An 18,165-nucleotide genomic window follows, 5' to 3' on the forward strand; every position below is an offset into this window, starting at 1 on the left:
GAGGCCGCCTCGATGGCTGCTGGTGAAGGGCTCCGCAGAGGGCGAAGGCCGAGCTCCGTTGCTGGTCAGGTCCGGTCTACCCTTGATCCGCGAGGCTTCATCGGGGTCACTGGCGGGCCATGTGCATGCGCATCTCGCTCTCGGCGTCGAGGATGAGGTCGCCGGACAGGTCGAGGGTGACGCTGTGGAGGGTGCCGGTGAAGCGGAACGGCGCCTGGTAGTCGGGGGTGACGGCAGACCCGGGGTTGGCGCCGCAGGCCATGCCGCCCGGATTGAAGGTGATCGGGGTGGTCACGGGCATGTCGCCCTGTCCGACCAGGCGTCCGTCGATGTAGAGCTGGGCGCGGCCGGGTGCACCCTTGCCGTGGGCGATGTCCGGGGCACCGGTGGGCTCGAACTCGAAACGGAGCGCGTGCCGCCCCTCGGGCAGGGTCTCGCCGGAGGCGACGTGGTGCAGGGTCCGCTGGACGTAGTTGTGGGCGTAGTGCAGGCGGCCGTCCTTGACGTAGAGGGACCAGCCGCCGGCGTTGGTGCCCTGGCAGAGCAGGACGCCCTGCGCGCCGCCGGGCGGGATCTCGACGTCGGCGGTGATGCTAGTACGTTCGGCGCACCCGCCACCGCCCGCACCGGCTGCGGCCACGCCGGACTCGACTCATCGGTCGTCCGGCCGATCACCCCCGGGAAGCGCTGCCCCGGCCGGTACTCACTCCACGACGACTGCGCCATCTGTCTCCGTCCCAACCAGCGGCGCGAACCCCGGTGGTGTGTGTGCGGCTGTGCGGCCTCCTATGCCCCAGAGCCCTGCCGCCGAAGCGGGATCCGAATCGGAAGCCGGGCAGGAAGCCCTGGCCCCGGCAGGGGCCAGAGCCGAACTCCTCCACGCTAGGCCGCCGCCACCCCGCTCGCCGTGGGGGTACGCAGGCCCATGCTGTGCGGCGGGCGGACGCGCCCTTTCGCCTACTCGGAGTGCGCCCATTGGACGGCGGTGCCGTACGCGAGGAACATGTCGGTGTGCGTCCCGACCGCGATGATCGACACGCCCAGCACCCCGTCGGCGCCGATGTCACTCGCCCGGCGCTGCATGCTCAGCACCGCTTCCATCGGGGTCGCCCTCTTGTCTCCTGCGGCTATGCCCAGGACGGTGTGCGGGTGAGGCGGTGCGTCGACCGTCGCCGTGTAGAAGCTGATGCTGGCGTCACCGGCGGCCTGGTCCCTCCGGTCGAGTTCCTCGAGTTCTTTCCTGATCTTTCGGTCCATCGCGCCATCTTCTCGCGGCGCGAACGCGCGACCGGCGGATGTCGGGTGACAGCAACTGTGGCGAGTGCTTGACTGTTCGGGCTCTGGGGCGCCTGGGGCTTCTGGGGAGGGGGATCCACAGAGATGCGCGGTGGTACGAAAGTTGCGATCGTCGGCGGAGTCTTCGTCGTCGTGGCGGGTGGGGTGTCCTACGGGGGCTACAACCTCTGGCAGGGGATCAGCGGCGCCTCCGGTGGGGGCGTTTCCGCTGCCAGTTCGCAGGAGAAGCGGTCCGGGCCCGTCACCGAGGACGAGGTCACCGACACCGCCGAGGAGTTCCTCGCCGCGTGGGCGGCGGGTGAGCCCGAGCGGGCCGGGCAGCTGACCAACAACCCCGTCGACGCCGGGCCGGTCGTGGCCGACTTCGGCGTGGGCGCGAAGGTCTCCAAGGCCGAGATCACCGCGGGTACACCGGTCGGCCCGAAGGTGCCGTTCACGGTGAAGGCGACCGTCACGTACGAGGGGCAGTCGAAGCCCTGGACGTACGACTCCGAACTGACCGTCGTGCGCGGCCTCTCCACCGGGCGGCCGCTCGTCGACTGGAAGCCTGCGGTCATCCACCCGAAGCTCACCGACGGCGCGACCCTGCACACCGGCGCCGCGAAGACCGGCGCGATCACGGCCGTCGACCGCAAGGGCCTGGAGCTGACGGCGGAGAAGTACCCGTCCCTCGGGCCGATCCTGGAGCAGCTGCGCCAGAAGTACGGGGCGAAGGTCGGCGGGCAGCCGGGGGTCGAGACCTGGATCGAGTCCGGCCCGGAAGGCACCCCGAACACCACGCTCGTGACCCATGTGAAGGGCAGGCCCGGGCGCCTGGAGACGACCATCGACGCGCAGGCGCAGGCGGCGGCCGAGCAGGCGGTGAAGCAGTACGGCCAGGCGTCGGTGGTGGCGGTCAAGCCGTCCACGGGCGAGATCCGGGCGGTCGCCAACAGCCCGTCGGGCGGCTTCAACGCGGCGTTCGAGGGCCGGCAGGCGCCGGGCTCGACCCTGAAGATCGTCACGGCCGCGATGCTCCTGGAGAAGGGGCTCGTCACGGCGAACGGGGTCGCCCCCTGCCCGAAGGAGGTCCGGTACTACACCCGGACCTTCCACAACCTCGAGTACTTCGAGCTCGGGAACGTCCCGTTCTCGCGGAGCTTCGCCAAGTCCTGCAACACCGCCTTCATCAAGCTGATCGACGATGTGGACGACGACTCGGCGCTCGGCAAGGAGGCCCAGGACGTCTTCGGGATCGGCCTCGACTGGAAGACGGGCGTCCAGTCCGTCGACGGGTCCGTCCCGCCGGCGGTGGAGGGCGAGGCGGCGGCGCAGTACATCGGGCAGGGCACGGTGCAGATGAACGCCCTCAACATCGCCTCGATCACCGCCACCGCGAAGTACGGGACGTTCAAGCAGCCGTTCCTGGTCTCCCGGAAGCTCGACGGCCGGACGTTCGCCGAGGCCTCGCGCTCCCTGCCGGACTCGGTCTCCCGACAGCTGCGGGCGATGATGCGGGCGACGGCCACCGGCGAAGGAACCGGCGCGAAGGCGATGGGGTCGGTCGGCGGGGACAAGGGCGCGAAGACGGGCTCGGCGGAGGTCGACAACCAGGCCACGTCCAACAGCTGGTTCGCCGCCTACTCCGACGACCTCGCCTCGGCGGCGGTCGTGGGCGAGGGCGGTCACGGCGGAGACTCGGCGGGCAAGGTCGTGGCGAGCGTGCTGCGGGCGGGGTGAGGCGGGGGCCGGCGCGGCGACCGGCGCAGGGGCTCAGCGCGGCGGCCCGGCGCGGCGACGCGGCGCAGGGGGCTCGCTCGTGGCAGCGTGCGCGAGGGGCGGCTCGCGGGGGCAGGCTCGCTCGCGGCTGCGCGCTGCTGGAATCGAGTCGCGTGGCCCGTACACGGAACGCTAGCGTGCGGGCCATGACGTCTCCCTCAGCTCCCCCGTCCCCCGGTTCCCCCGCGCATCCCCAGTTCGCCGCCGCCCTGCGGGAGCTGGGCCTCGATGTCGAGATCCGCAGCTTCCCGGACGAGACCCGCACGGCCGCCCAGGCCGCCGAGGCCATCGGCTGCCAGGTGTCCGAGATCGTCAAGTCGCTGATCTTCTCGGCGGACGGCGTCCCGGTCCTCGTGCTGATGGACGGCTCCTCGCGGGTCGACGTGGAGCGGGTGCGCGCGGAGCTGGGCGCCGAGGCGGTGACGCGGGCCGACGCGAGGGTCGTACGGGAGACGACCGGGTACGCGATCGGCGGCGTCCCGCCGTTCGGGCACCGCACCCGGACGCGGGTCCTCGCCGACCGGGGGCTGCTCGACCACGCCGTGGTGTGGGCGGCCGCGGGCACCCCGCACACGGTCTTCGCGCTGGACCCGAAGTCCCTGATCGCCCACGCGGGCGGGGCACTTGTGGACGTGCGCGAGCGGTCGGCCGCGTGACGCCGCTGGTCGTGGCGGCGGTCCTGCTCGCCGCGGTGACGCACGCCGCCTGGAACGCGATGGCCCACACCATCCGCGACCAGTTGCTCTCCTTCACACTGATATCCGGCGGCGGTGCGCTGATCGGTGGTGTCGCGGCCCTCTTCGTACCGATGCCGGCGGCCGCGGCGTGGCCGTACCTGATCGCCTCCGCCGTGCTGCACGTGGGCTACATGGTCCTGCTCATGCGGTCGTTCACGCTGGGCGACTTCGGGCAGATGTACCCGATCGCCCGCGGTACGGCCCCGCTTGCGGTGACCCTGCTCGCGGCGGTCTTCGTCGACGAGATCCCCGACTCGTGGCAGCTCACGGGGGTGGCCGTCGCCTGCGCGGGCCTGACGGGCCTGGCCCTGTGGGGCATCCGGGGCTCGGGCAGACGCCCGGACTGGGCGGCGCTGCTCGCGGCCGGGGCGACGGGCCTGGCCATCGCCGGGTACACCGTCGTCGACGGCGTCGGGGTGCGCGCCTCGGGCACCCCGCTCGGCTACATCGCGTGGCTGATGGTCCTGGAGGGCCTGGCCATCCCGGCGTACGCCCTGTGGACCCGCCGCGCCGCCCTGCTCCCCCAGCTGCGCCCGTACGCCGCACGCGGGCTCCTCGGCGCGTGCCTGTCGGTCGCCGCGTACGGACTGGTCCTATGGGCGCAGACGAAGGCGCCGCTCGCCCCGATCGCGGCGCTGCGGGAGTCCTCGATCATCGTGGGGGCGGCGATCGGCGCGCTGTTCTTCAAGGAGCGCTTCGGGGGTCCGAGGATCGCGGCGGCGGGGCTGATGGTGGTGGGCATCGGGCTGATGCTGACCACGGCGTGACCGGCCGGCGGGCGTACGCCGCAGGGAGCCGGGCCCGCCGTGCACGCGGGTGTCAGCTCAGGTCGAGCCGCATCAGGACCCGGGGGTGACCGGCCAGCACCGAGGTGGTGTCGGCGGCGTGGACGAACCCGGCCCGCTCGAAGTTCTTCCGCAGCCCGGCGTACGCCATGGTCAGGTCGACCTTGGCGTCGCCGTTGTCGAGGGGGTACGCCTCGATCGCCGGTGCGCCGTGCGAGCGGGCGAGGTCGACCGCGCCGGCGATGAGGGCGTGCGAGATCCCCTTCTTCCGGTGACCGGGGCGCACCCGCACGCACCAGAGCGACCAGACCGGAAGATCGTCGACGTGCGGGATCTTCCGGCTGCGCGCGAAGGAGGTGTCCGCCCGCGGCGCCACGGCGGCCCAGCCGACCGGCTCGTCGCCGTCGTAGGCGATGACCCCGGGCGGGAGCCGGCCCCGGCACAGCTCGGCGACGTACTCACCGCGCGCCGGCCCGCGGAGCTCGTTGTTGAGCTTCGACGGGATCCGGTAGCTCAGACACCAGCAGACGTTGGCCCCGGGCGACTTGGGACCGAGCAGGGTCCGGACGTCCTCGAAGACGGACGCCGGACGAACCTCGATGGCCATACCCCACGATGGCACGGCCCACGCGCGCCGGGTCGGCTCACGTCACTCCCCGAGCACCTCGGCGAAGTGGGAGTTCACCGCCAGCAGCCCGCCGTCCACGCGAAGTGTCGTGCCGGTGATCCAGGCCGCGTCCCTGGAGGCGAGGAAGGCGACCGCGGCGGCCACGTCCTCGGGGGTGCCGACGCGGCCCAGGGGGTAGACGCGGTCGGCGAGGGCGGCCAGGCGGTCCTCGCGGGACTCCCAGCCGCGCGTCGCGATCGTGCCCGGGGTGACCTGGTTGACGCGCACGCCGCGCGGGGCCGCGTCGCCCGCGAGGGTACGGGTGAAGGAGGCGATCCCGGCCTTGGCCGCGCTGTAGGCGTGGTTGCCGAAGTCCGCCTCGGCGTTGACGGACCCGATGTTGACGATCGCCCCGCGCCCGCCCGCCGCGAGCAGCGGGAGCGCGGCCCGGGCGCACCGGACGGCGCCCATCAGCGTGACGTCGAACTGCTGCCGCCAGCCGTCCTCGGGTTCGTCCTCGAAGGGCCCGACGTCCGGCCGGTCCCGGGCGAAGGCGTTGTTGACCAGCACGTCGAGTCCGCCGAACGTCTCCGCCGCGTACGCGACGGCGGCGGCCACGGACTCCGGATCCCCCACGTCGCACCGCACGGCCCGGGCGCCGGGCAGCGCGTCGGCCGTCTCCCTGGCCACGTCCTCGTCCACGTCGGCGACCAGGACCCGCGCGCCCTCCTCCGCCAGCCTCCGCGCGCTGGCCGCCCCGATCCCCCGAGCCCCACCGGTGACCAGCGCCGCGTACCCCTCGAATCTGTCCATGCGCCGATCACACACCGCCCGCCCGGCGCGCACCAGACGTACGACGGCTCAGGCCCCCTGGTCGAGGCAGGTTCGGACCGCGCGGACCAGGGACTGGGCCCGGGGGTCCGCCGTCACCGTCTTGCGCATGCCGTTCGTGACGTAGCCGAACGCGACGGACGACTCCGGGTCCGCGAAGGCCAGGGAGCCGCCTCGGCCCGGGTGGCCGAAGGAGGTGGGGCCGAGGAGGGGGGAGGCCGGGCCGTGGAGCATGTGGCCCAGGCCGAAGCGGGTGCCCACCATCAGGACGCGGTCCGGGCCCGCGGACTCCTCGGTGCGGGCGAGGGTGAGGGTCGCCGGGGCGAAGAGGCGGGGTCCGCCGTCGACCGGGCCGAGTGTCGAGGCGTAGAAGCGGGCGAGGGCACGGGCCGTGGAGACGCCGGCCGAGCCGGGCAGTTCGGCCGCGCGGTACGCCGGGTCGTTCTCGTCGGGCTTGGGGTCGACCGCCCCGAAGGCGCGCCGGGTGAGGGAGTCGGGGTTGCTGTAGGCCTCGGTGACCGAGCGCTTGGGGCGGAGCTTCAGGGCGCCGCTGTCGGAGGGCTCCCGCTCCTCCACCGGGCCCAGGCGGCCGACCCGCGCCGCCTCGTCGGCCGGCAGGCCTATCCAGAGGTCGAGGCCGAGCGGGCGGGCGATCTCCTCGGCGACCCAGCGGCCGATGGTGCGGCCGGTGACCCGGTGGACGAGGCCGGAGAGCAGCCAGCTGAAGGTGTGCGCGTGGTAGCCGTGGGCCGTGCCCGGTTCCCAGACCGGGGCCTGCGCGGCGATCGCCGCCTGGGCGGTCACCGGGTCGATGGCCTCCGCGAGCGTCAGCGGCCGGTCCAGGACCGGCACGCCCGCCCGGTGCGCGAGGAGCTGCCGTACGCTCACCCGCTCCTTGCCCGCCGCCTTGAACTCCGTCCAGTACGTGCCGACCGGCGCGTCCAGGTCGAGCTGGCCGCGCTGGTGGAGCAGCAGGGGTACGGCGGCCGCGACGCCCTTGGTGGCCGAGCGGACGACCTGCGCGGTGTCGATGGCCCAGGGGGTCTCGCCGTCGACGTCGCGGGTGCCCGCCCACAGGTCGACGACCTTGACGCCGTCGCGGTAGACGGCGACCGCCGCGCCCCGCTCGCCGCGCTGCTCGAAGTTGCGCAGGAACGCGTCCCTGACCGGCTCGAATCCCGCCGCCACCGTGCCCCGGACGTCCACGTCCCACACTCCTTCTCGCTCGTACCCCCATGGTGCAACGTCGTTCCGGGACCGCCGATTCCGGGGTCGGAACAGTCAGGTCACGGGGCGGGGAACGAAGCCGTACGGGAGTTCCAGGCGGTTGCGCGTCATCAGATCCTCGTCGGCGAGGACATCGGCCGTGGGGCCGTCCCCGGCGATCACGCCCTCGCTGAGGATCACCGAGCGCGGGCAGAGCTCCAGGGCGTACGGAAGGTCGTGGGTGACCATGAGGACGGTGACGTCCAGGGAGCGCAGGACGTCCGCGAGCTCGCGGCGGGACGCCGGGTCGAGGTTGGACGACGGCTCGTCCAGGACGAGGATCTCCGGCTCCATCGCGAGGACGGTCGCGACCGCCACCCGCCGCCGCTGCCCGAACGACAGGTGGTGCGGCGGCCGGTCCGCGTACTCCGCCATGCCGACGCGCTCCAGGGCCCGGTGGACGACGGCCTCGAGCTCCGCGCCCCGCAGCCCCGCCGACGCCGGGCCGAAGGCGACGTCCTCGCGGACGGTCGGCATGAAGAGCTGGTCGTCCGGGTCCTGGAAGACGATCCCGACCCGGCGCCGGATCTCGGCCAGGTTCCGCTTCTCGACCGGCAGCCCGGCGACGGCGACCGTGCCCGCGCCGCCGGTGAGGATGCCGTTGAGGTGGAGGACGAGGGTCGTCTTGCCCGCGCCGTTGGGGCCGAGCAGCGCGACCCGCTCGCCGCGTTCGACGGTCAGGTCGACGCCGAAGAGGGCCTGGTGGCCGTCGGGGTAGGCGTACGCGAGGCCGCGGACTTCGAGCGAGGGGGCGTCGTTCATAGCGTCCATCCGAGGAGGCAGATCAGCAGAGCGGTGAGCGGCAGGGCGGCGGCACGCGCCCACTGCGCCCGGGTCGCGGTCACCTCGTCGATGACCGGCATGGATCCCGTGTACCCCCGGCTGACCATCGCGAGATGGACGCGCTCACCCCGCTCGTACGAGCGGATGAAGAGCGCGCCCGCGGACTTGGCGAGGACGCCCCACTGGCGCACGCCCTTCGCCTCGAAGCCGCGCGAGCGGCGGGCGATGGACATGCGGCGCATCTCGTCCGTGATCACATCGCCGTACCGGATCATGAAGGAGGCGATCTGGACGAGGAGCGGCGGGAGCTTCAGCCGCTGGAGGCCCAGGAGCAGCTCACGCAGTTCGGTGGTGGCGGCGAGCAGCACGGAGGCGGCGACGCCGAGGGTGCCCTTGGCGAGGACGTTCCAGGCGCCCCACAGGCCGGGGACGGAGACGGAGATCCCGAGGACCTCCGTCTGCTCGCCCGGGACCACGAAGGGCATCAGGAAGGCGAAGGCCACGAACGGGATCTCGATCAGCAGCCGTCGCAGCAGGAACCCGGCCGGGACGCGGGCCGCCGCCGCGACGGCGCCGAGCAGCATCGCGTAGAGGGCGAAGGCCCAGACCGCCTCGCGGGGTGTGGAGGCCACGACCACCACGAAGGCGAGGACGGCGGCGAGTTTGGTGTGCGGGGGCAGCGCGTGCACCGGCGAGACGCCCCGCCGGTACAGCTTGTGCGTGTGCCCCGCTCCCACGTCAGACCTGCGCTCCGGTCGATTCCGCACGGCGCCGGCGGACGAGCCAGAAGGCGCCCGTGCCGACGGCGAGCGTCGCGCCGACGCCGATCACGCCCGCGAGGCCGCCCGAGAGCCGGGCGGTCTCGATGCCCTCGACGCCGTAGTCGGCGAGCGGGGAGCCGGCGGCGTCGTGCTCCTCGACGTTCTTGTCGAAGCCCTTGTCGGCCGCGACCTTCTCCAGGCCGTCCGGGCTCGCGGAGGCGTAGAAGGAGACGAAACCGGCGAGGAGCAGGGCGGCGGCCAGGCCACCGAGCCAGAACTTCTTCGGCGAGCGGGCGGCGACGGGCGCGAAGTCGCGGGCCGGCGCGGCGTCGACCAGCTCGCCGTCGATCCGCAGCTTGAGCGGGGCGGTGAGCCCTCGGGCGCCGTACACGAGGTCGGGGCGGACGGCGACGACCGCGCCGACGGTCAGCATGGTGATGGCGGCCTCACCGATGCCGATGAGGGTGTGCACGCCGACCATCGCGGTGAACACCTTGCCCAGCGGTACGGCGGTGGTGCCGCCGATCGCGTAGACGAGGGTGAAGGCGGCGGCCGACGCGGGTACGGAGACGAGCGCGGCCACGAAGGAGGCGACGGTCACCGAGCGGCGGGTGCGCGGCAGGACGAGCACGAGTCCGCGGAAGAGCGCGTACGCGACGACGACCGTGACCACGCCCATGACGGTGATGTTCACGCCGAGCGCGGTGAGTCCGCCGTCCGCGAAGAGGATGCCCTGCATCAGCAGGACGACGGCGATGCAGAGCACGCCTGTGTACGGCCCGACGAGGATCGCGGCGAGCGCGCCTCCGAGCAGATGTCCGCTGGTCCCGGCGGCGACCGGGAAGTTCAGCATCTGTACGGCGAAGATGAACGCCGCGACGAGACCGGCGAGCGGGGCCGCCCGCTCCCCGACGTGGCCTCCGGCACCGGAGGTGTCGCCGAGCTCGCGGCGGGCTCCGCGCAGGCTGACGGCTACGGCGCCGGCGGCGACGACACCGGCGACGGCCGATACGGGGGCGTTGATGAATCCGTCAGGTACATGCACGTCCCGAATGATGAGCGCTCCTGCAAAGTGCTTGCAAGAGCGCACAGGTCACAGAAAGGCGGCTTCCCCCGCGCGGGCGCCTCAAAATATGGGACATTAGGGTGTAAATAAGACGAGTGTGAGGAGTGGCTCGATGTCCCCCACCGCGGAAGGCCATGAGATCCAGGACCACGCCAAAGGCCGGATCATCAGCGATGCCCCCCTCTCCCGTCCCGTCCCGGTCGCCCTGCGCTACGACCCCGGGTTCGATCCCGCCACCGTGCGCTTCGTCTTCCCCGGCAACATCGAGTGGTCCTTCCCGCGCGAGCTCCTCGAAACGGGGATGCGGGCTCCGACCCGCATAGGCGACATAGGCGTCTGGCCCTGCGGCCGGGTGCAGACGGTGGTCGAGTTCCACACGGCCGACGGGGTCGCGGTCGTCCAGTTCGACACCACGGCCCTCCTCCGTTTCCTGAAGCACACCTACGCCGTCACCGCGTCGATGGCCCCGTAGGCCCCGCCTCCACCAGGTCGCTCGCCCCGTAGAGTTCCGGTCGTCAGTAAGACGATCATGGGGGATCCACGTGAAGAAGCGACTGTGGGGCGCGCTGGGCGCTGCCCTGCTGGCCCTGTCCGGGGCATCGGTCTCCGGCGCGTCGGCGCAGGCCACGGAGGCACCGGCACCGAAGGCGACATCGGTGGCAGGGTGGGCGTCGGTGGCGGCGACACCGCCGCCGGGAACGAACCTGCAGGTCATGAGCTGGAACATGTGCGGCGTCGAGCGGTGGGGCTGCACGGGCACCGGCACGGCGGCGGAGAAGGCCGACGTGGTCAAGCAGTACGTGCAGAGCCACTACGTGCAGGCCGTCCTGCTCCAGGAGGTCTGCGCGAGCGGCCTCGACGACCTGATGACCAAGCTCGGCGCGGGCTGGAGCAAGAGCTTCGCGCCGTACCACTGGTCCCAGAAGGGCGTACGGACCGCGAGCCCCTGCGCGACCGGCGCCGGGTCCGACCCGAACGACCTCGTGGGCACCGCGATCGTGGTCAAGGCCGGCCTCGCGGACGCCCAGCAGTACCCGACGACCCAGCCGTGGACCGGCCTCAACCCGCCGTTCCAGTGCGCGACGGCGACGTACTTCGGCGTACGGCTCTGCAATGTGCACGTGTCGACGAAGAACGCCAACCCCGAGCACCCGGACTGGGACTACCGCGACGACCAGCTCGCGGAGATCCAGCGGGTCGTCTCCGGCTTCCCGAAGGTGGCCTTCGGCGGCGACTTCAACGCGAGCCCTCCGGACCGGGCCGGCAACCCCGACACCTGGATCTGGCCGGCCGGACTCTACTCCCAGGGCGCGGGCACCCCCGGCTACCAGGAGTGCGACCAGCAGGGGGCGGTCCGCGACGGCCGGGACACCCATGACGGCGGATGGAAGCTGGACCACCTGTTCAGCAGCGAGGCGAGGCGCTGGTGTCTGGTCGCCGACACCCCGCGCTCGGACCACCACGTGCTCATCGAGAGCGTGACGATCACTCCCCCGGCGGCCTGACCGTCCCGGGAGACCCCGAACGCGACCGCGCCGTCATCGTGTCGGACTCGACACGATGACGGCGCGGTGCCGCGTCGGCTCCCCGTCCCCACGGGTTCCGGCGCGATCCGGGGCGTACTCCTCCTCCGCTCAAGGAGCCGCCCCGGAGTTCATCAGGGGCTCGGACCGACGAGCCGCCCAGGGGCTCAGACCTTCACGAGCTCGCGCTCCGGGTCCTGGGGCCCTTCGGCGTCCTTCGCCGCCAGGCCCTCGCCCTCCACGTCCACGTTCGGCAGCGCCCTGTCCAGCCACTTCGGCAGCCACCACGCCTTGTGACCGAGCAGCGCGAGCACCGCGGGCACGATCGCCATGCGGACCACGAACGCGTCGAAGAGGACGGCGACGGCGAGACCGAAGCCGATCATCTTGATCATCTGGTCGGTCATGCCGATGAAGCCGGAGAAGACCGCGATCATGATCACCGCGGCGGCGGTGACCACCCGGGCGCTGTGCCGGAAGCCGGTCACGATCGTCTCGCCGGGCCGCTCCCCGTGGACGTACGCCTCGCGCATCCGGGTGACGAGGAAGACCTCGTAGTCCATGGCGAGACCGAAGACCACACCGACCATGAAGATCGGCATCATCGACATGATCGGGCCGGTCTGCTCGACCCCGAACAGCGAGCCGAGCCAGCCCCACTGGAAGACCGCGACGACCGCGCCGAGGGCGGCGACCACCGAGAGCAGGAAGCCGAGGGCCGCCTTCAGCGGAACGAGGATCGAGCGGAACACCACCATGAGGAGCAGGAAGGCGAGTCCGACGACCAGCGCCAGGTAGGGCACGAGCGCGTCGTTCATCTTCTGCGAAAAGTCGACGTTCATCGCGGTGGCGCCGGTGACCAGGACGTCGTCGCCGGTCGTGTCCCGGATGTCGTGGACCAGGGTCTCGGTCTCGACCGAGGAGGGGCGGTCCTTCGGGATGACGGTGATCATCGAGGTGTCGCCGGCCTTGTTGGGCGTCGGCGGCGTGACCGCCACGACCCCGTCCAGGCCCTCGATCTTCTTCACGGTGGAATCGGCCGCGGCCTTGTCACCGTCGACGACGACCATCAGCGGACCGTTGAACCCGGGGCCGAACCCGTCCGACAGCAGGTCGTACGCCCGGCGCTCGGTGGCGGAGGCCGGCTTCGCGCCGTCGTCCGGCAGACCCATCTCCAGGGAGGCGGCCGGCAGGGCTATCGCGCCGAGGCCGAGCACACCGACGAGCAGGACCATGATCGGGCGGCGGATGACGAACCGGGCCCAGCGGGTGCCCATGTTGGGCTTCGCCTGGTCGTCGTCGGCCTTCTTCAGTCCCTTGCGCTCCTTGCGGCCCACGACCTTGGCGCCGGCGAAGCCGAGCAGGGCCGGGATCAGGGTGAGCGCGATCAGGACCGCGATCACGACCGTGCCGGCCGCGGCGAAGCCCATCTTCGTCAACATCGGGATGTTGACGACGGCGAGGCCGACCAGGGCGATGACCACGGTGAGACCGGCGAAGACGACGGCCGAGCCGGCCGTGCCGACCGCGCGGCCCGCGGCGTCCTCGCGCTCCCGGCCCTCGGCGAGCTCCGCGCGGTAGCGGGAGACGATGAAGAGGGCGTAGTCGATGCCGACCGCGAGGCCGATCATCATCGCGAGGGTGGAGGTGGTGGAGCCGAGGTCGAGCACGTTCGCGAGCGCCGTGATCGAGGAGACGCCGATCCCGACGCCGATGATCGCGGTGAGCAGCGGAAGCCCCGCGGCGACCAGCGAACCGAAGGTGATGACGAGCACGATGCCCGCGATGACCACGCCGACGATCTCGCCCGCGCCGGTCTCCGGCATGGTCTGGAGCGCGTCACCGCCGATCTCGACGGTCAGGCCCTGACCCTGCGCGTCGTGCCCGGTCTTCTGCAGCGCCTCGCGCGTCGCGTCGCTCAGCTCCATGCCGGAGACCTTGTAGCTGACGGAGACGTAGGCGGTCGAGCCGTCCTTGGAGACCGCCTGGGCGGTGTACGGGTCGGCGACGGAGGCGACCTCGTCGGAGCCGGACTTCAGCTCGGCGACGACGTCCTGGACCTTGGCCTTGTTGGCCGGGTCGGTCATCTTCTGGCCCTCGGGGGCCTTGAAGACGACGCGGGCGGTGGCCCCGTCGGCGTTGCCGCCGGGGAAGCGCTGCTCAAGAAGGTCGAAGGCCTTCTGGGCCTCGGTACCGGGGATCGAGAAGGAGCTGGAGGTCGCTGCGGGCGCGGTGGCCGCGCCGACTCCGGCGAGCGCGAGCAGCGCCACCCAGAGCAGGGCGACGAGCCGTCGGCGCCGGAAGGCGGAGCGACCCAGCTTGTAGAGGAACGTGGCCACGGGGGCTTACTCCCAATTCGTGGTGGGACAGGGCATGGGGAGCCGGCCCGACGGCGTGAGCGGTGCGACGTCAGGTGGTGCGGGCTTGCGGGTGGTGCTGTGGGGAGTGTCAGACGCCGAGTGAGGGGAGCACGACGGCGTTGACGTAGTCGGTGATGAAGGCGCGGTCGATCGGCTGGTCCTCGATCAGCGGACGGGCGACGAACGCCCCGATGATCATGTGCGGGACGAACTTCAGCGCCGGGTTGTCGGCGCTGATCTCGCCCCGTTCCACCGCCCGTTCCAAGGTGTCGCGCAGGTTGCTCATCTCGGGTTCGATGAGCAGTTCGCGCAGCGCCTGGTGCAGGTCGGGGTTGGCGTGGACCGCCTGGGCGAGGCCGCGCATCAGCGCGGTGTCCTTCTCCATCTGGCAGTCGTCCGTCAGCTCCATGATCGCCTGGAAGTCGCCGCGCAAGGTGCCCGTGTCGATCTCGGCGAGCTTGATGGGCTTGTTGTCGCGCAGTGCCGTGGCGACCAGCTCGGGCTTGCTCCCCCACTGGCGGTAGAGGGTGGCCTTGCTGGAGTGGGTGCGGGCGGCGACGGCGTCCATGGTGAGGGCGTCGTAGCCGACCTCGCGCAGGAGGTCGAGCACGGCGCCGTACAGCTCGGACTCACGCTCTGGGGTGAGCCTGCTGCGCGCCATGACCGGTCTCCGTTCGAACGAAACTGTTTCGTACACCTCGAAGGTACCCCCGCCGCCAGCGAAACGAAACCGTTTCGTACGTGTCGTGGGCCACACGCGCCCGCCCGCGGCGCACGGCCGGGCACGAAAACCCGTACGAGTTGCCGCACCCCATCAGGGTGGAAAGCATTGGGGGGTGAGTGACGACGCCGCGTATCTCCGCTACCCGCACCTCCACGACGACCTGCTGTGCTTCGCGGCCGAGGACGACCTCTGGGTCGCACCCCTCGTGCCCGACGGCCACCACCCCGGCCGCGCCTGGCGGGTCACCGTCGACCGGACCCGGGTCGGCCACCCCCGCTTCTCGCCCGACGGCCGCCACATCGCGTACACGACCTGGCGCAGCCTCGACCCCGAGATCCACCTCGCGCCGGTCGAGGGCGGCCCCTCCCGGCGGCTCACCTACTGGGGCTCGACCGACACCCGGGTCTGCTCCTGGTCCCCGGACGGCGACATCCTCGCCGTCTCCTCGCACGGCCAGCCCTTCTCGTACTTCTCCTGGGCCTACACCGTCCCCACCGACGGCTCGCCCGGCGGCCGGATGCCCTGGGGACCGGTCTCCGACATCGCCGTGGCCGACCTCGACGGAGAGCGCCGCACGCTCCTCCTCACCGGAAAGCCCCCGCACGAACCGGCCGCCTGGAAGCGCTACCGCGGCGGGGCCACCGGACGCCTCTGGCTGCACGGCGAGCAGCTGCTGCCGGACATCGGCGGCCATCTCGACGCGCCCATGTTCGTGGCCGGCCGGATCGCGTTCCTCTCCGACCACGAGGGCGTCGGCAACCTCTACTCGTGCCGGCCCGACGGCACCGATCTGCGCCGCCACACCGACCACGACGCCTTCTACGCCCGGCACGCCTCCAGCGACGGCCGACGGGTGGTCTACCAGTGCGCGGGCGACCTGTGGATCGTCGACGACCTGACCGTCCCCGATTCCGCCCCGCGCAAGCTGGAGGTACGGCTCGGCGGCCCGCGCGCCGGACGGCGGCGCTACCAGGTCCCGGCCGCCAACCACGTGGACGCCCTCTCGGTCGACGAGACGGGTCGGGCGAGCGCGGTCTCGGTGCGCGGCAGCCTGTACTGGCTCACCCACCGCGACGGCCCGGCCCGCACGATCACCGACACCCCGGGCGTACGGGTCCGGCTGCCGGAGATGCTGGGCAGCGGCGACCAGGTCGCCTACGTCACCGACGCCGAGGGCGAGGACGCCATCGAGGTCGCGTACCTGCCGCGCGCGAGCGGGGAACGGGAGCCGCGCCGACTGGCCACGGGCGAACTCGGCCGGGTGGAGGAGATGATCGCCGACCCCGACGGCGAGCGCCTCGCGATCGCCTCCAACGACGGCCGGCTGCTGCTCCTCGACGCCACGGAGGAGTCCACCGGCGAGACCACCGAGCTGATCCGCTCCCTCAACGGGCCCGTGCGCGACCTGGCGTTCTCCCCCGACGGGACCTGGCTGACCTGGGCGCACCCCGGGATCGGCCGTTCGCTGCGGCAGATCAAGATGGCCCGGATCGCCGGCCCGGGCGCCCGGACGATCGTCGACGTCACCAACGGCCGCTTCGAGGACGAGAATCCGGTCTTCACCCGCGACGGCCGCTATCTCGCCTTCCTCTCCTGGCGGGGCTTCGACCCGGTGTACGACGTGCACACCGGCGACCTCTCCTTCCCGCTGGGCTGCCGCCCGTATCTCGTACCGCTCTCCTCCGCCACGCCCTCCCCCTTCGCGCTGCTGCCGGACGGACGACCGGCGGCGGGCGGGCTCGACCCGGTCGAGGCCGAGAGCGAGGCAGCGGGCGGGGAGGGCACCACGATCGTGGAGGTGGAGGGGCTCGCGGACCGGGTCACCCCCTTCCCGGTCTCCGCGTCCAAGTACTCGGCGCTGTATCCGGTCAGCGGCGGCGGGCTGGTCTGGCTGCGCTGGCCCATCTCCGGCGCGCTCGGCGAGACCTTCGCCAATCCGGCCGACACGACGGGCCGGCCGACGCTGGAGTACTTCAACATCACCAAGGCCCGCAAGACCGAACTGGTGCAGCACCTGGACTGGTTCGCGGTCAGCGGCGACGGGTCACGGCTCGTCGTGGTCGACGAGGGCGAGCTGCGTGCGGTGCCTGCGACGGAGCTCGGGGACGGCGACTCGACCGTCTACATCGACCTGCGGCGCATCCTGCACGAGGTCGACCCGGAGGCGGAGTGGCGGGGCGCCTACGACGAGGCGGGCCGGATCGTCCGGGCCTACTTCTGGGATCCGAACATGTGCGGGGTGGACTGGCCGGCCGTCCTCGACCAGTACCGTCCCCTCGTCGAACGCGTCGCGTCCCCCGACGACTTCGCCGATCTGCTGCGCGAGGTGATGGGGGAGCTGGGCACCTCGCACGCGTACGTGACGCCCGCCCGGCGCAACGAGGGACCACCGCACTACGAGCGGCCGATGGGCCTGCTCGGCGCCAACCTCGTGCCCCGGGACGGGGGGTGGATGGTCAAGCGGATCCTGCCGGGCGACTCGTCGGACTCCAAGGCGCGCTCGCCGCTCGCGGGCACGGGAATCCGGGAGGGCGCGGTCCTCACCCATGTGGACGGCCGCCCGGTGGACCCGGTGACGGGACCGTATCCGCTGCTGTCCTCCTCGGGCGGTACGACGGTCGAGCTGACCTTCCGGCCGGCGGAGGGGGAAGGGCGGGCGCGCAGGGTGGCGATCGTGCCGCTGATCGACGAACGGCCGCTGCGCTACCAGGACTGGGTGGCCAAGCGGCGAGCGGTGGTACGGGAGGTCAGCGGCGGCAAGTGCGGCTATCTGCACATCCCCGACATGGGCGGCTCGGGCTGGGCGCAGTTCAACCGCGACCTGCGGATGGAGGTCTCCCGGCCCGCGCTGATCGTGGACGTGCGCGGCAACGCGGGCGGCCACATCAGCGAGCTGGTCGTGGAGAAGCTCACCCGCAAGATCCTCGGCTGGGACCTGACCCGTAACGCCCAGCCGGTGTCGTACGCCTCGAACGCCCCGCGCGGTCCGGTCGTGGCGCTCGCGGACGAGGCGACGTCCTCGGACGGCGACATGATCACGGCCGCGTTCAAGCTGCTCGGGCTCGGGCCGGTGATCGGGCAGCGCACGTGGGGCGGGGTGGTCGGCATGACGGGCCGGCACCGGCTGGGCGACGGTACGCAGATCACGGTGCCGATGAACGCGGCCTGGTTCCACGAGTACGGCTGGTCGGTCGAGAACCAGGGCGTCGCCCCCGACCTGGCGATCCTGCGGACCCCGCTGGACTGGGCCGAGGGCCGGCACGCCCAGCTCGACGACGCGGTCGAGGTGGCGCTCTCGCTGCTGGCCGAGACCCCTGCGTCGGCCCCGCCCGGCTACGCGGACGTCCCGGACCGCTCCCGCCCGAAGCTCCCCCCGAGGTCCAGCACCTAGCCGGCACAACACGGAAGGCGCACCCGGCGTCCCGGGTGCGCCTTCGGAGGACAGACGTCAGGCGTCGTAGTCCATGTCGAGGCGGTCCTGGCCCTCGTGCTGGGCCCGGCGCTGCTCCTCCTCGGAGGGGCGGCCCTTGGCCCGGGAGGCGCGCTCGGACGCTTCGTCCTTCGCCCTGCCCATCTTCTGCTTCGCCTGGTCGGCGGCCTGCTTCGCCTTGTCCTCGAACTGGTCTCGCATGCCCATGAAGGTTCACTCCTAGAAGGGTGTGAGGGGA

Annotated in this window: 17 protein-coding genes; 6 read left to right on the forward strand and 11 right to left on the reverse strand. The window is 72.2% G+C overall.

The window, feature by feature from the left end; genetic code table 11:
* Nucleotides 1–106: 106 nt before the first annotated feature.
* Nucleotides 107–640 (reverse strand): hypothetical protein, encoded by a 534-nt coding sequence (locus ACZ3OF_RS20260; RefSeq protein ID WP_361671909.1) that lies wholly within the window; start codon nucleotides 638–640, stop codon nucleotides 107–109.
* 317 nt (nucleotides 641–957) lie between these two features.
* Complete coding sequence (locus tag ACZ3OF_RS20265; protein ID WP_361671907.1) at nucleotides 958–1,257, reverse strand: heavy metal-binding domain-containing protein; 300 nt, start codon at nucleotides 1,255–1,257, stop codon at nucleotides 958–960.
* Nucleotides 1,258–1,380: 123 nt separating this feature from the next.
* Here ACZ3OF_RS20265 and ACZ3OF_RS20270 point away from each other — a divergent pair, with 123 nt between their 5' ends.
* The 3 genes from ACZ3OF_RS20270 (at nucleotide 1,381) to ACZ3OF_RS20280 (ending at nucleotide 4,558) form a co-directional block, all read left to right on the forward strand.
* Nucleotides 1,381–3,015 carry a penicillin-binding transpeptidase domain-containing protein gene (locus ACZ3OF_RS20270; RefSeq protein ID WP_467305985.1) on the forward strand — a complete coding sequence of 545 codons (1,635 nt, stop codon included), beginning with the start codon at nucleotides 1,381–1,383 and terminating at the stop codon, nucleotides 3,013–3,015.
* Nucleotides 3,016–3,200: 185 nt separating this feature from the next.
* Entirely contained in the window at nucleotides 3,201–3,710 is a 510-nt protein-coding gene (locus ACZ3OF_RS20275; RefSeq protein ID WP_467305987.1) for a YbaK/EbsC family protein, read from the forward strand.
* Nucleotides 3,707–4,558: a DMT family transporter gene (locus ACZ3OF_RS20280; RefSeq protein ID WP_361671898.1), complete on the forward strand. Its 852-nt coding sequence runs from the start codon at nucleotides 3,707–3,709 to the stop codon at nucleotides 4,556–4,558. Before ACZ3OF_RS20275 ends, ACZ3OF_RS20280 begins: the two co-directional genes overlap by 4 nt.
* A 52-nt stretch (nucleotides 4,559–4,610) precedes the next feature.
* Here the strand turns inward: ACZ3OF_RS20280 and ACZ3OF_RS20285 are convergent, their stop codons facing one another.
* The 6 genes from ACZ3OF_RS20285 to ACZ3OF_RS20310 all read right to left on the reverse strand — a co-directional run bounded on the left by ACZ3OF_RS20285 (nucleotide 4,611) and on the right by ACZ3OF_RS20310 (nucleotide 9,869).
* Nucleotides 4,611–5,183 (reverse strand): GNAT family N-acetyltransferase, encoded by a 573-nt coding sequence (locus ACZ3OF_RS20285; RefSeq protein WP_361671896.1) that lies wholly within the window; start codon nucleotides 5,181–5,183, stop codon nucleotides 4,611–4,613.
* Nucleotides 5,184–5,225: 42 nt separating this feature from the next.
* Nucleotides 5,226–5,996 (reverse strand): SDR family NAD(P)-dependent oxidoreductase, encoded by a 771-nt coding sequence (locus ACZ3OF_RS20290; protein WP_361671894.1) that lies wholly within the window; start codon nucleotides 5,994–5,996, stop codon nucleotides 5,226–5,228.
* Nucleotides 5,997–6,044: 48 nt separating this feature from the next.
* Complete coding sequence (locus ACZ3OF_RS20295) at nucleotides 6,045–7,220, reverse strand: serine hydrolase domain-containing protein (RefSeq protein ID WP_361671892.1); 1,176 nt, start codon at nucleotides 7,218–7,220, stop codon at nucleotides 6,045–6,047.
* 75 nt (nucleotides 7,221–7,295) lie between these two features.
* Nucleotides 7,296–8,042, reverse strand: a complete 747-nt coding sequence (locus ACZ3OF_RS20300; protein ID WP_467305990.1) for an energy-coupling factor ABC transporter ATP-binding protein — start codon at nucleotides 8,040–8,042, stop codon at nucleotides 7,296–7,298.
* Nucleotides 8,039–8,800, reverse strand: coding sequence for a cobalt ECF transporter T component CbiQ (gene cbiQ / locus ACZ3OF_RS20305; RefSeq protein ID WP_361671888.1), 762 nt, complete (start codon nucleotides 8,798–8,800; stop codon nucleotides 8,039–8,041). Before cbiQ ends, ACZ3OF_RS20300 begins: the two co-directional genes overlap by 4 nt.
* A 1-nt stretch (nucleotide 8,801) precedes the next feature.
* On the reverse strand, nucleotides 8,802–9,869 hold the full coding sequence (locus ACZ3OF_RS20310) for an energy-coupling factor ABC transporter permease (RefSeq protein ID WP_361671886.1): 1,068 nt from the start codon (nucleotides 9,867–9,869) through the stop codon (nucleotides 8,802–8,804).
* Nucleotides 9,870–10,002: 133 nt separating this feature from the next.
* Between ACZ3OF_RS20310 and ACZ3OF_RS20315 the strand changes: the two genes are divergently transcribed.
* Nucleotides 10,003–10,362 (forward strand): SsgA family sporulation/cell division regulator, encoded by a 360-nt coding sequence (locus ACZ3OF_RS20315; RefSeq protein WP_361671883.1) that lies wholly within the window; start codon nucleotides 10,003–10,005, stop codon nucleotides 10,360–10,362.
* A 70-nt stretch (nucleotides 10,363–10,432) separates the two neighbouring features.
* Nucleotides 10,433–11,395, forward strand: a complete 963-nt coding sequence (locus ACZ3OF_RS20320) for an endonuclease/exonuclease/phosphatase family protein (protein WP_467305994.1) — start codon at nucleotides 10,433–10,435, stop codon at nucleotides 11,393–11,395.
* A gap of 185 nt (nucleotides 11,396–11,580) precedes the next feature.
* Here the strand turns inward: ACZ3OF_RS20320 and ACZ3OF_RS20325 are convergent, their stop codons facing one another.
* Nucleotides 11,581–13,752: an MMPL family transporter gene (locus tag ACZ3OF_RS20325; protein WP_467305995.1), complete on the reverse strand. Its 2,172-nt coding sequence runs from the start codon at nucleotides 13,750–13,752 to the stop codon at nucleotides 11,581–11,583.
* Between the two features lie 109 nt (nucleotides 13,753–13,861).
* Nucleotides 13,862–14,434 (reverse strand): TetR/AcrR family transcriptional regulator, encoded by a 573-nt coding sequence (locus ACZ3OF_RS20330; protein WP_467305997.1) that lies wholly within the window; start codon nucleotides 14,432–14,434, stop codon nucleotides 13,862–13,864.
* Between the two features lie 175 nt (nucleotides 14,435–14,609).
* Between ACZ3OF_RS20330 and ACZ3OF_RS20335 the strand changes: the two genes are divergently transcribed.
* Nucleotides 14,610–17,888 (forward strand): S41 family peptidase, encoded by a 3,279-nt coding sequence (locus ACZ3OF_RS20335; protein WP_361671873.1) that lies wholly within the window; start codon nucleotides 14,610–14,612, stop codon nucleotides 17,886–17,888.
* A gap of 57 nt (nucleotides 17,889–17,945) precedes the next feature.
* Here ACZ3OF_RS20335 and ACZ3OF_RS20340 read toward each other — a convergent pair whose 3' ends face one another.
* A complete protein-coding gene (locus ACZ3OF_RS20340) occupies nucleotides 17,946–18,134 on the reverse strand; it encodes a hypothetical protein (RefSeq protein WP_361671871.1) in 189 nt (62 codons plus the stop codon).
* Nucleotides 18,135–18,165: the final 31 nt, after the last annotated feature.

It is taken from the genome of Streptomyces sp. NPDC022552, assembly GCF_055561875.1.